General features: G+C 45.6%; 11 protein-coding genes and 1 pseudogene. 1 reads left to right on the forward strand and 11 read right to left on the reverse strand.

All coding sequences use genetic code 11. The features are described from left to right. Window positions 1-77: 77 nt before the first annotated feature. Entirely contained in the window at window positions 78-314 is a 237-nt protein-coding gene (locus tag GPK58_RS00245; RefSeq protein ID WP_015527084.1) for an HPr family phosphocarrier protein, read from the forward strand. 165 nt (window positions 315-479) lie between these two features. Here the strand turns inward: GPK58_RS00245 and thiI are convergent, their stop codons facing one another. From thiI to GPK58_RS00300, 11 genes and pseudogenes are all read right to left on the reverse strand, one after another. Beyond that, a complete protein-coding gene (thiI, locus tag GPK58_RS00250) occupies window positions 480-1661 on the reverse strand; it encodes a tRNA uracil 4-sulfurtransferase ThiI (protein ID WP_015527083.1) in 1182 nt (393 codons plus the stop codon). Between the two features lie 24 nt (window positions 1662-1685). Continuing rightward, window positions 1686-2840: a cysteine desulfurase family protein gene (locus tag GPK58_RS00255; protein ID WP_173760390.1), complete on the reverse strand. Its 1155-nt coding sequence runs from the start codon at window positions 2838-2840 to the stop codon at window positions 1686-1688. 3 nt (window positions 2841-2843) lie between these two features. Then, the gene (locus tag GPK58_RS00260; protein ID WP_021652333.1) at window positions 2844-3587 is read right to left on the reverse strand and encodes a 16S rRNA (uracil(1498)-N(3))-methyltransferase; all 744 of its coding nucleotides are present in this window, start codon (window positions 3585-3587) and stop codon (window positions 2844-2846) included. Between the two features lie 4 nt (window positions 3588-3591). Beyond that, complete coding sequence (prmA, locus tag GPK58_RS00265) at window positions 3592-4545, reverse strand: 50S ribosomal protein L11 methyltransferase (protein ID WP_015527080.1); 954 nt, start codon at window positions 4543-4545, stop codon at window positions 3592-3594. A gap of 158 nt (window positions 4546-4703) precedes the next feature. Next, window positions 4704-5894 (reverse strand): molecular chaperone DnaJ, encoded by a 1191-nt coding sequence (gene dnaJ / locus GPK58_RS00270; RefSeq protein WP_215637993.1) that lies wholly within the window; start codon window positions 5892-5894, stop codon window positions 4704-4706. Between the two features lie 21 nt (window positions 5895-5915). After that, on the reverse strand, window positions 5916-7808 hold the full coding sequence (gene dnaK, locus GPK58_RS00275) for a molecular chaperone DnaK (protein WP_178004404.1): 1893 nt from the start codon (window positions 7806-7808) through the stop codon (window positions 5916-5918). Between the two features lie 53 nt (window positions 7809-7861). After that, window positions 7862-8497, reverse strand: a complete 636-nt coding sequence (gene grpE, locus GPK58_RS00280; RefSeq protein WP_215637996.1) for a nucleotide exchange factor GrpE — start codon at window positions 8495-8497, stop codon at window positions 7862-7864. Window positions 8498-8514: 17 nt separating this feature from the next. Further along, the gene (gene hrcA / locus GPK58_RS00285; RefSeq protein ID WP_215637998.1) at window positions 8515-9558 is read right to left on the reverse strand and encodes a heat-inducible transcriptional repressor HrcA; all 1044 of its coding nucleotides are present in this window, start codon (window positions 9556-9558) and stop codon (window positions 8515-8517) included. Between the two features lie 176 nt (window positions 9559-9734). Then, window positions 9735-10988 carry an ABC transporter substrate-binding protein gene (locus GPK58_RS00290; protein ID WP_252195731.1) on the reverse strand — a complete coding sequence of 418 codons (1254 nt, stop codon included), beginning with the start codon at window positions 10986-10988 and terminating at the stop codon, window positions 9735-9737. 15 nt (window positions 10989-11003) lie between these two features. Continuing rightward, on the reverse strand, window positions 11004-12113 hold the full coding sequence (locus tag GPK58_RS00295; RefSeq protein WP_215638000.1) for a glycoside hydrolase family 172 protein: 1110 nt from the start codon (window positions 12111-12113) through the stop codon (window positions 11004-11006). 37 nt (window positions 12114-12150) lie between these two features. After that, window positions 12151-12549, reverse strand: a pseudogene (locus GPK58_RS00300) (carbohydrate ABC transporter permease); the annotation flags it as partial. Window positions 12550-12629: the final 80 nt, after the last annotated feature.

The following is a 12629-nucleotide window of genomic DNA, read 5'->3' on the forward strand; positions in this document are numbered from 1 at the left end:
CACCTTGACTTTTTGGGTACTGACAGGTAAGATGAAAGCTGTAAAACAACAAAAATTTATCAAGGGAGGTTATTATAATGAAAACAGCTAAAATCTCACTGAATTCCATCGATAAGGTGAAAGCATTCGTAAACGAGATCAGCAAATTCGACTGCGATTTTGATTTAGTATCCGGAAGATATGTGATCGATGCAAAATCCATCATGGGTATCTTCAGCCTGGATCTTTCCAAGCCGATCGACCTCAACATCCATGCAGATGGTGCTGCTCTGGATAACGTAATGCAGATTATTTCCAAATATACAATCGACTAATCTATACTGTATATTTGAGAGGAACTGTATCGGATACAGTTCCTCTTTTTTCATGCTTTCAGAATCCTTCTGTTCTCAATGAACTCCCTTTTCCTGATATATCGGTAATTCCAGGGAACCTCTGCAGCGAGGTTCCCTGTTTGTTTTTTCTTAGCTAAAAACGGATCACTGAATTTCAATGATCTCTGTGGTATTCAGAGCCGTTTCCATAAGCTCATCGATCTTCTCAGAAAGCTTCTGCTCAGAACGGCGGATCACCTTAAGATTCGGCTTTGTTACAGGATGTTTCGCTACAAAGATGGTACAGCAATCCTCAAACGGCTGAATAGAAGTCTCAAAGGTATCGATCTTTCTGGAAATACGGACGATCTCCTCTTTATCAAAGCCGATCACCGGACGATATACCGGAAGTGTGCAGACCTCATTTGTAGAAGCAAGGCTCTGTAAGGTCTGGCTTGCAACCTGTCCAATGCTCTCACCTGTGATAAGTCCGAGACAACGGTCTTTTTTAGCGAAATGCTCGGCAATACGCATCATATATCTTCTCATGATAATAGTAAGCTCATCATGAGGACACTGATCATAAATATAAAGCTGTATATCTGTAAAGTTAACTACATGGAGACGGATCGGTCCGCTGTATTTGGCTACCAGGCGGGCAAGATCCACTACCTTCTGTTTTGCGCGCTCACTGGTGTAGGGCGGTGCATGGAAATATACCGCATCGATCTTGACACCACGTTTTGCGATCATATAGCCGGCAACCGGACTGTCGATCCCACCGGAAAGAAGAAGCATGGCTTTTCCGTTTGTTCCGATGGGCATTCCGCCTGCGCCCGGAATGGTCTGGGAATATACGTAAATCTTGTCACGGATCTCAACAGAAAGATCCAGCTCCGGATGATGAACATCTACACTTGCCTCCGGGAACGCATCCAGGATACGTCCACCAAGCTCAGCGCTGACTTCCATGGAGCTGATCGGATAGGATTTCTTTGCGCGGCGTGTCCAGACCTTGAAGCTTCCGTTAAAGTCCGGATGCCACTGCTTCATATAACCCACAACATCTTCGGCAAGCTTCTCAAAGCCCTGTTCTTCATAGATCATAACCGGGCAGATGCCTACAATACCGAATACATGCTGCAGCGCATCTACAGCCTCATCGTAATCATAATTCTCCGGGCAGAATACATAAACTCTTCCCTGCTCTTTTTTTACTTCAAAATCTCCCTCGATCTTGGAGAGTGCGATCTCCATCTGATGTACGAGAGCATCTTCAAAACGATAGCGGTTTTTTCCCTTAAGGGCAATTTCCGCATATTTGATCAGAAATGCATGTACTAACATAAAAATCCCTTTCTTCTGTATTCTCTATCGACGTGCATACCTGCGCAGCATCGGAATTGTTTTTCCCAGTGCTTCCAGGCAGTAATCTACCTCTTCAAAGGTATTTTCCTCACAGAAACTGATGCGGACGGTACTCTCCACATCCGCTCTTGAAAGTCCCATAGCTGTCAGTGTTGCACTTGGTTTTCTCTTATGACTGGAGCATGCACTTCCTGCGGAAATATATACTCCGAATTCTTCCAGCGTATGGAGAAGAACCTCACTCCGTACTCCGTGGAAGGTTACACTCATGATGTGTGGCGCTCCCTCCATTAACGGCATTCCGTTGACAGTGATATCGCCAAGCTTTGAAAGCCCCTCTGCCATCCGCTCCTTCAGAGCATAGAGGTGCTGTATCTTTTTATCAAAATCTGTGTATACCATATCTGCGGCAACGCCAAGGCCTGCGATTCCCGGCACATTGTCTGTTCCGGAACGCATACCGTTCTGCTGTCCGCCGCCAAGGATCTGCGGCTGTACTCTTACTTTTTCGTTGATGTAGAGGAAGCCCACACCCTTTGGTCCGTGGATCTTATGGCTGCTTACAGATAAAAGGTCGATTCCCAGTTTTTTCGGGTAAATACGGTACTTTCCGAATGCCTGGATGGCATCTACATGAAAAAGTGCTTTCGGGCTTTTTTCGTGGACGAGCTTTCCGATCTTTTCTACCGGCATCACAGTTCCCACTTCATTGTTCACATACATCACAGACACCAGGATCGTATCCGGGCGCAGAGCTGCTTCCAGTGCATCCAGTTTCACAACTCCCTGATGATCAACAGGAAGAATGGTCACCTCATAGCCCTGTTCTTTCAGATAGGCAAAAGGCTGGGCCACTGCCGCGTGCTCCACTGCCGTTGTAATGATATGGTTTCCCATACGCTTGTTGGCTTCCACGCCGCCGATAATAGCAAGATTGTCCGATTCTGTTCCACCGGAGGTAAAAAGAATCTCTTTTTCATTCACTTTCAGTAATTTTGCAATGGTCTGGGCACTTCTGCGGACATAATTCTCCGCTTCCATTCCCTTTTTATGCATGGCAGAAGGATTTCCGAAATCTTCTGTCATGGTTTTGCAGACAATATCCTTTACTTCATCGAAGCATCTCGTTGTCGCGGAATTGTCAAAATATGCTTCCATAGTTTATTCATCCTCCAGTTGAAACATCAGAACAGAAAGTACTGCGAGTCCCGCAGTTTCTGTCCGTAAGATCCGGTGTCCCAGGGTGATGGGTTTCGCACCGGCTTCCATGGCATCTGCCACTTCCTGCTCTTCAAAACCACCCTCCGGGCCGATAAAGACACCGATGCTTTTTCCCGGTTCGATCGACCGGATCAGTTCTTTCGTCTCTTTCATTCCCTTTGCAAGCTCATAAGGGATCAATAGAACGTCCAGTTCTTTTGCATAGACAAGGGCTTCTTTAAAGGTCATCACAGAATGTACCTCCGGCACCAGCATACGCTTGGACTGTTTTGCCGCACTTTCTGCGATCTGCTGCCAGCGGGATACTTTTTTTTCTGCTTTTTTGTTATCCAGTTTTACCACGCAGCGCCTGGTTGAAACAGGAACTACGGAATATGCTCCAAGCTCTACTGCCTTCTGGATGATCAGCTCCATCTTATCAGCCTTCGGCAGTCCCTGAAAAAGATAAATACGGTTCTGCAGCTCATAATCTGGCTCCTGTACATAGAGGATATGAAGCAGGACTTCATTCTCCCCTGCGTTTTCGATCACACAGTGATATTCTTTTTCCTTATCGCTGATCCAGAGCTCCTCGTCTTTTTTCATGCGGAGCACATTGACAATATGATTGACATCATTTCCTGTGATACGGATCTCATGTCTGTCCCTGTCGATCTGATGAGGTTCCACAAAAAATCGCTGCATGAGATCAGTCCTTTCTTGCTGTCACAGATACCCACTCGCCCTGATGAGTCACCTCAACAAGCGTCAGTCCGGCGTCTTTTACAGCCTTCACTACGACATCCTCCTTTACATCCAGAATGCCTGATGTAATGTAGTAAGCGCCTTTTTTCATCTGTGCAACGATCACCGGAGTCAACGGTACCAGAACATCTGCCAGGATATTTGCAGTTACGATATCATATTTCTCATATCCGACCTGTTCCTGAACTTCTTTGTCATCGATGATGTTTCCGATCATCATGTCAAAGGATTTCTCCTCGATCTGGTTGGCCTCCTTGTTCTCAGATACTGCCGGAACTGCACAGGGATCAAGATCTGTACCAACCACATGACCTGCACCAAGCTTCAGTGCAACGATTCCCAGGATTCCACTTCCGGTTCCCACATCAAGGATCTCCATTCCCGGCTTCACAAATTTCTTCAGCTGACGGATCACAAGCTGTGTGGTCTCATGCATTCCTGTACCAAAGGCAGTTCCCGGATCAATGTGGAGGATCATCTTGTCCTTATCTTCTGCCTTCACTTCTTCCCAGGACGGTACGATCAGAATATCGTCTACATAGAACTGATGGAAGTACTGTTTCCAGTTATTGATCCAGTCCTTGTCCTCTGTCTGGGATTCTGTGATGGTTGCCTCTCCGATATCCACAAAGCTTCTCAGATCCTCCAGTGCAGCCTTCACATCTTTCAGGATTGCCTCGGTATCCGCATCCTCTTCCAGATAGAAGTTCAGATATGCGATCCCGTCATCTGCTGGTCCTTCCGGCATAATATCCACAAACATCTGTGCCTTATCCTCATCGGTCAGCGGCTGCTTGTCCTGGATCTCCACACCTTCAATTCCCACCTCGGCAAGTGTACAGATCACAATATCCTCTGCCTCTGTTTTTGTCTTAAGTGTAAAACGGTTCCATTTCATCTTTTATATCTCCTTATGCTGTATACACATTTACGGATTTTCATTCCAGTCTGTCGCCTGTTTTCTATTGTCCCGAAAACGGGCACTTCTTTTAATATACACGAATACAGAAAAAAAAGAAAGAGGCATTTTGTGCCTCTTTCCTGTTTTCACTTTATTTATTCCTCAAACATTTCCTTAACTTTCTCACGGAAACCTTTTTTCTTCTTTTCGGTTTTTTCGGAAGTCTCGGATGTGCTGTCCTCTGACGGACGGTTTCCACATGCCGCATCAAAAGCTTCCAGAGCTTTCTTTGCTTCCTCATTGAGATTTGTCGGAGTCTGGACTACCAGTGTTACATAGTGGTCACCACGAACGTTCTTGTTACGTAATGACGGAACACCTTTGCCCTTCAGGCGGATTCTTGTATCCGTCTGTGTTCCCGGTTTCACCTCATAGGAAACCTCACCGTCAACGGTATTAATACTCATCTCACCGCCAAGTGCAGCCTGTGCAAATGTGATCGGAGCTGTTGAAAAGATATTCATATCCTGTCTCTGGAAGATCGGATGACGGGCTACATTTACCTCAACCAGCAAATCTCCTCTCGGACCGCCGTTGGTTCCCGGCTCACCTTTTTCACGGATACGGATGCACTGGCCATTGTCGATACCGGCCGGTACAGATACCTGGATTTTCTTTCTGGAAGAGGTATATCCGGTTCCACGGCAGGCACTGCATTTGTCCTTGATCACCTTACCGGTTCCGTTACAATCCGGACAGGTCTGAACATTACGTACCATACCAAACATGGACTGCTGGGTGTAAACGATCTGGCCCTGGCCTTTACATTTCGGACAGGTGATCGGTGATGTTCCCGGTTTCGCTCCGGTTCCGTGACATGTGGTACACTCATCTTTGAGAACGATTTCCAGCTCTTTCTCGCATCCGAAAACCGCTTCCTCAAAAGTAATGTTCACACGTGCACGAAGGTTGGCACCCTTCATCGGTCCATTGTTGGCCCGTCTGGTTCTGCCTCCGCCGCCGAACAGGTCTCCGAAGATATCTCCGAAGATGTCTCCCATATCCGCACCGTTGAAGTCGAATCCACCAAAGCCGCCGGCACCGCCTCCGCCGCCGTTTTCGAATGCTGCATGACCAAACTGATCATACTGTCTTCTCTTGTCGGCATCACTTAAAACGGAGTAAGCCTCTGTCGCCTCTTTGAACTTCGCCTCAGCCTCTTTATCACCCGGATTTACATCCGGGTGATATTTCTTGGCCAGCTTACGATATGCTTTTTTTAATGTTGCGTCGTCGGCGTTTTTATCCACACCTAAGACTTCATAATAATCTCTTTTATCAGCCATTGTAATTATTTCCTACTTGTCTTAGACTTCCTTGTAATCAGCATCTACAACATCATCGCCGTATCCTGCTTCATTTCCGCCCTGAGCACCAGCATTTCCGCCCATGTTGCCCATATCCGGTCCAGGACCAGCCTGACCCTGAGCTCCCTGAGTCTGCTCATACATCTTGGAGAACAGTTTCTGAGCGCTCTCCATCATCTTCTCCTGTGCAGCCTTGATGTCTGCAACCTGAGAATCAGTAAGCTCCTGAGCATTTGCTGTCTGTGCAAGAAGATCTTTCAGTGCATTGAGGTCAGCCTCAACACTTGCTTTATCGTTTGCGTCAAGCTTGTCGCCAGCTTCTTTCAGTGCATTCTCAACCTGGAATACCATGGAGTCTGCATTGTTTCTTGTGTCGATAGCCTCTTTACGTTTCTTATCCTGAGCCTCGAACTCAGCTGCTTCTTTGACAGCTTTGTCGATATCGGAATCGGACATATTGGAACCAGCTGTGATTGTGATGTGCTGCTCTTTACCTGTTCCAAGGTCTTTAGCGGATACATTAACGATACCGTTGGCATCAATATCAAATGTTACCTCAATCTGCGGAACTCCACGACGTGCTGGCGGGATTCCATCCAGACGGAACTGGCCGAGGGATTTGTTGTCTTTCGCGAACTGACGCTCACCCTGTACAACGTTGATATCTACAGCTGTCTGGTTATCTGCTGCTGTGGAGAAGATCTGGCTCTTCTTTGTAGGAATTGTAGTATTTCTCTCAATCAGACGAGTTGCGATACCACCCATTGTCTCGATGGACAGTGACAGTGGAGTAACATCCAGAAGAAGGATATCACCGGCACCTGCATCACCTGCAAGTTTACCACCCTGTACGGAAGCACCAAGTGCAACACACTCATCCGGGTTCAGGTTCTTGCTTGGCTCTTTGCCAGTTAACTGTCTTACCTTATCCTGTACAGCCGGGATACGGGAAGAACCACCAACCAGAAGTACCTGGCCAAGCTCAGAAGCTGTGATACCTGCATCAGACAGTGCACGGCGAACCGGCTCTGCTGTCATCTCTACAAGATCATGTGTCAGCTCATCAAATTTAGCTCTTGTAAGGTTCATATCGAAATGCTTCGGTCCCTCAGCAGTTGCTGTGATGAACGGAAGGTTGATGTTTGTTGTTGTTGCGGAAGAAAGCTCTTTCTTAGCTTTCTCAGCTGCCTCTTTCAGTCTCTGAAGAGCCATCTTATCGTTGCTAAGATCTACGCCCTCTGTTCTCTTGAACTCGGAAAGCATGTAGTCTGTGATCTTCTTATCAAAGTCATCTCCACCAAGACGGTTGTTACCAGCTGTGGAAAGAACCTCGATAACGCCATCACCAATCTCGATAACAGATACATCAAATGTACCACCACCAAGGTCGTATACCATGATCTTCTGCTCTTTCTCATTGTCAAGGCCATATGCAAGAGCTGCTGCTGTAGGCTCGTTGATGATACGTTTTACATCAAGACCTGCGATCTTACCTGCATCTTTGGTTGCCTGACGCTGAGCATCGTTGAAGTAAGCCGGAACTGTGATAACTGCCTCTGTTACTTTCTCACCAAGATAAGCCTCTGCATCCTTTTTCAGTTTCTGAAGGATCATTGCGGAGATCTCCTGTGGAGAGTATTTCTTCTCATCGATCGTTACACGGTAATCGGTACCCATTTCTCTTTTGATTGAGGAGATTGTTCTGTCTGCGTTTGTAACTGCCTGACGTTTTGCAGGCTCACCTACCAGACGCTCTCCTGTTTTTGTGAATGCTACAACGGATGGTGTTGTTCTTGCGCCTTCTGTATTTGCGATAACTGTTGGCTGTCCACCTTCCATTACGGCTACACAGCTGTTTGTTGTACCTAAGTCAATACCAATAATCTTTCCCATGATTTTTTCCTCCTGTTTTAGTCTGTATCTGTTAAAATAAAGTTTGTTGTCAGTTAGTTCGCAACCTTCACCATACTGTGGCGTACTACGAAATCCTTGTAGGTGTAACCCTTCTGGAATTCTTCCACCACGATATTCTCTCCAACCTCTTCATCTTCCACATGCATCACTGCGTTGTGGAAATCCGGATTGAATTCTTTTCCCACTGCTTCGATCGGTTTCACACCGAGGTCATCCAGTGTTGTGGTAAGCTGCTTGTAGATCATTTTCATTCCATCTGCAAAAGCATCTCCTTCCTGTGCCTGTGCAAGGCCTCTTTCGAAGTTATCCACAACCGGCAGGATCTTTTCAACGATTTCTTTTGCTCCGATGATGTACATGCTGGATTTTTCTTTTTCTGTTCTTTTACGGAAATTATCAAATTCAGCCATGGTTCGCTTCAGGCGATCAGTAAGTTCCTCTACCTTCTGCTCTGATTTATCTTTTTTCTTCTTTCCGAAGAAGGAAGTTTTTGATTTCTCTTCTTTTTTATCCTCTGAGGCAGCGTCTTCGCCTGGAGTCTTGTTTTCTTCCTCCGGCAGATCTTCTCCCTCCGGTGTCAGGTTTTCTTCTTCCTGATTTCCGTCAGTTACGGGGATTTCCTTCTCCGCTTCCTGCTCTTCGGATGTTTTCTTTGTTTCCTCCGACACTTTTTTCTACCGCCTTTCTAAGTTTTCTTCTTTTTCAAAACGTCATCCAGATGATTCTTCAGTTCCTTCAGACTGTCCACTACATTCTCATAATCCATTCGTTTGGGACCGATGATCCCGATGGTTCCGTACATTCCGTCTCCCAGTTCATATCTGGCAGTTACAATGCTGCAGTCCTTCATGGTCTGGATCGGCATCTCATCGCCAATGTAAACCTGAATTCCTGTATTCTCTCCATCTGACATCTGTTCTTTTACAAGATCGGCAAGTTCATGTTTCTCCTCAAATGCGGAGATCAGTTCCGTTGCCTTCTCTTTATCGGCAAGCTCCGGATACTTGAAGATGTTGGTTGCACCTGAAGTATAGATTTCCATGTCTTCCTCTTCCACATGAATAGTGGCTGCCACCGCATCCAGAACTGTGGCCACCACACCGCTGTGGCTGCCTGCCTGTTCCTTCAGTCTGGCGATCATCCCAAGGTTGATATCCTGGATCGGAACACCATTAAGATTGGTGTTAAGAAGAAGATTCAGTTTCAGGATCGTCTGGTCATCCATTTCCTCATCCAGATTGATGATCTGGTTCCGGACTGTGTTGTTATCACTGACAACCACAGCCACAAGCTGAAGATCGCTCATTCTCGACAACTGGATAAATTTGATCTTGTTGCCGCTGTACTGCGGAACAGAAACCATGGTGGCATAATTGGTATTGGAGGCAAGAACCTTCGCAACTTTCTTAAGCACCTTATCCATCTTATCTGTCTTCTCAATGATCAGATCCCGTAACTCTGCAACCTCTGCTTCCTTCTCCTTCATCAGCTCATTAACATAAAGTCTGTAGCCTTTATCGGAAGGAATCCTTCCTGCTGAGGTATGAGGCTGGACGATATAGCCCATATCTGTCAGGTCTGACATTTCATTTCGGATCGTTGCGGAACTGACATTGAGATCCGCATACTTGGAAATGGTCCTGGAGCCAACCGGTTCTCCGGTTTCCATATAGGTCTTGATGATTGCTTTTAAGATTTTTTGCTTGCGCTCATTCAACACCTCTTCCATGAATCCATCTCCTTTCCTTTTTATTCTTTCCTGACGGATGTTGATTCTTTTTTTACATCTGTTAGCACTCATTTTAGTGGAGTGCTAACATCTACAGTCTTTAAGATATCACCATGTAAAATATTTGTCAATATGTTTTGAAAAAAAGTTCTTATTTTTTCAAAACAAAAAAAGCATCAGTACGATGCTTTTTTGTAATACTGGTCTATGCAGTTCTGTGCCCCGGCAAAAAATTCCGCTTCTGTTTTCTGTCCCAGCACATATTTCTGAAATTCCGTTCCCATGGACGAAACAGCTTCTATGGAATCGGCACACAGTGGTCTTGCCTTCAGCTTATAATCTTTCAGATATTGCCGGATCATTTCAATGCCATCCAGATCAAAATTCTTATCCTCGATCACATCCAGTCTTGCCGGACACATTTTTGTCAGCTGTCCGTAATTTTTACTGGCCTCATATCCGGACACATACTGAAGGAACTTCAGAGCTGCTTCTTTATGATCAGAATTTTTATTCAGTACATACTGCCAGGTTGCGATATTGGTCACCTTCTCGTCAAATTCCGGAAATGGTGCCATATGGATCTTATCTTTTCTATACACGCCTGCATTCTGAAAGGTACTCAACGCACCGGTATACATGAACATACATCCATACTGGCCGTTTATAAATTTTTCATTCAGCTGGTCATGCTGGTCGATCAGATTCTCCTCTGATATCATCCCTGTATCCAGCATTCGCTTCATATATTCTGCCGCTTCTCTTGTTTTCGGATCCGTCCAGTCTGTATAATCTCCTCCGAAAAAATCGACATACTCGCTGATACTATTATATATGTAAGAAATCTCCCATGCATCCCCGTATGCATATTTTCCCGTATTCTGAAGCTTTTTCTGAAGGATCTCAAGATCACTGAGACAGGAGAGTCTGTCCAGACCAGCCTGATCCAGCAATTCCTGGTTCACCCAGAATGCCATAATATCCATTTTGAACGGTACCGAAAAAATATGTCCGTCTGACATGCATATTTCTTTCAGGTATTCCTGTGGAAAATTCGCCGCTGTCTCCTCTGTCATAACCGTATCTTCCAACGGAAGAAGAAATCCCTTATGTTTAAATTCGGATATCATCTCATCATTTACTGTGATCAGATCAACAGAATCATCTCCTGATGTCAGAAGAGTTGCTATTTTGGCCTGGCGGTTGTCCGCATTAGCCGGACATTTTTCGATATGGATCTCTATTCCAAGATCCTTTTCCGCCTGACTGATAAAAGAATCAAAGCCCTCTATGTCTGCATCCATATGAAGGATCGTCAGTTCCTGTCTATTCTCCGGCACAATATCAGATGCAGCCTCCTTCTTCTGGACTCCACATCCTGTCACTGCCAGAGCCAGGGCAAATACCCCGCAAAATACCTGTTTTTTCAATCTCTACCACCCTTTTTATCTGGGCCATCTATCCTCTTTTGACATCAACGGCTGGAACGGTGCATGAGGAAGTGTCTGATACCAGTACGCTACACTTGCCACATCATCCTGTCGTTCAAACAGGCCACGGTATCCGACGCCTATCTGCTGAATCGTAACGCGAAGATCCTCTTCAAAGCAGATCGGATCCTGTAAATGCCATCTGTAAAAGCCTCGCATTGGCGGGCAGTCATCATTATGATAAAAATTGTGGATCAGTTCGTCATGGGCAGAATAATACGGATATCCCAGATATGGTGTGTTATAATTCTGTTCTACGGTTTTTCCATCCACCTGTTTGGCAAAGCTCCAGGAACCTCCAAAGTAATCTTCCGTTCCTGTTCCGCAGATGGTCGGATACTCCTCATCCCCGTCAATATAAAACTTCATTTCTCCCTCGCCCCACCAGTAACGTTCCAGTGTGGTAAGTGCCATGTAGGTTCCTATATAATGGCCTTTTCCTTTTACTCCATCCAAAATTGTATAATCTTTTGTTTTTTCTGTCAACCGTTCCCTTCTCCACTGTGCATGGAAATAAGCAATATCTTCCGGAAGCTCATCATAGAGACAGTAATCTACCTGATAAAAGAAAGCCGGGATTTTATTTGCATGCTGGTTTTCCAGTGTGATCTTTGCTTTCTTCTTAAACGGCATCGGGAAATAGCAGTTAAATCCCCTGCTTGGAACAACAGCCACAGGAACAGAATTTACCAAACATTCCCTTCCGAATCCGCAGCAGAAGAAATCGCCCAGAGGACTTTCCACGGAAGGAGTTTCCTCGTCATCCCAGTACATACGGATGACAAGATCCCTCAGCACAAAGCAATCTGCCTCTGTAGTCTTGTTATCAACGGTGATCCAGATATGATTGATCTGTCCCGGTCCTTCCATTTCTGCCAGAGTTACCACAGCTCCCGGCTCTATATCCTTAAGACACGGACTTCCTTTTCTGGATGGTCCCAGATGACTTGCAGCCATACCGCCTCTGCCTTTTTCTCCATGAGGATTCTCCGCATTGATCGCACGGCTTTTTCCGTGCTTTGCAAGTGCGATTCCTCCAAGTCCGCCTGTAAATGCCTGATACATATCTGCATTCTCCTTTCCTTTGGAAATTAAAAAATATTTACGCTTTTACTCCACCTGCCATGATACCATCCATGATCTGTTTCTCAAAAACAGCTACAAAGATAATGATCGGAAGAAGGATGATCCATCCCATGGCGCTGACAAGATCCCACGGAACTCCATACATGTTGTCACGTAACGGAAGCTGTACGATGGAAACAGAAAGTACCTGAATACCATTTGAATAAAACAACGGTGTGAAAAAGTTATTCAGACAGGTAATAAAGTTGATAATGCAAACCGTAGCGATCGCCGGCTTCATCAGCGGCAGAACGATCGTAAACAGTCTCTGTGAAAAAGATGCGCCGTCAATAGCAGCTGCCTCCTCCAGTGAGATCGGGATCTCACCGACAAAGTTTCTGAGGATCAGGACCGTAAACGGTATAACGGTACTGATTTGACACTCCCCACAGCTAAAGCAGGGGGATTCTTGCTTCTCCCACTACTGCATTGGCAAACACCTTACGGTACTGCAAT

Origin of the sequence: Blautia sp. MCC270 (genome assembly GCF_018785605.1) — a bacterium.
Taxonomy (GTDB): Bacteria; Bacillota; Clostridia; order Lachnospirales; family Lachnospiraceae; genus Blautia_A; species Blautia_A fusiformis.

What these genes read in the sequence shown, in the direction of transcription:
- thiI (WP_015527083.1), bottom strand. Translation starts at nt 1,661, where the DNA reads ATGTTAGTACATGCATTTCTGATCAAATATGCGGAAATTGCCCTTAAG.
- dnaK (WP_178004404.1), bottom strand. Translation starts at nt 7,808, where the DNA reads ATGGGAAAGATTATTGGTATTGACTTAGGTACAACAAACAGCTGTGTA.
- GPK58_RS00260 (WP_021652333.1), bottom strand. Translation starts at nt 3,587, where the DNA reads ATGCAGCGATTTTTTGTGGAACCTCATCAGATCGACAGGGACAGACAT.
- dnaJ (WP_215637993.1), bottom strand. Translation starts at nt 5,894, where the DNA reads ATGGCTGATAAAAGAGATTATTATGAAGTCTTAGGTGTGGATAAAAAC.
- GPK58_RS00295 (WP_215638000.1), bottom strand. Translation starts at nt 12,113, where the DNA reads ATGTATCAGGCATTTACAGGCGGACTTGGAGGAATCGCACTTGCAAAG.
- GPK58_RS00245 (WP_015527084.1), top strand. Translation starts at nt 78, where the DNA reads ATGAAAACAGCTAAAATCTCACTGAATTCCATCGATAAGGTGAAAGCA.
- prmA (WP_015527080.1), bottom strand. Translation starts at nt 4,545, where the DNA reads ATGAAATGGAACCGTTTTACACTTAAGACAAAAACAGAGGCAGAGGAT.
- GPK58_RS00255 (WP_173760390.1), bottom strand. Translation starts at nt 2,840, where the DNA reads ATGGAAGCATATTTTGACAATTCCGCGACAACGAGATGCTTCGATGAA.
- hrcA (WP_215637998.1), bottom strand. Translation starts at nt 9,558, where the DNA reads ATGGAAGAGGTGTTGAATGAGCGCAAGCAAAAAATCTTAAAAGCAATC.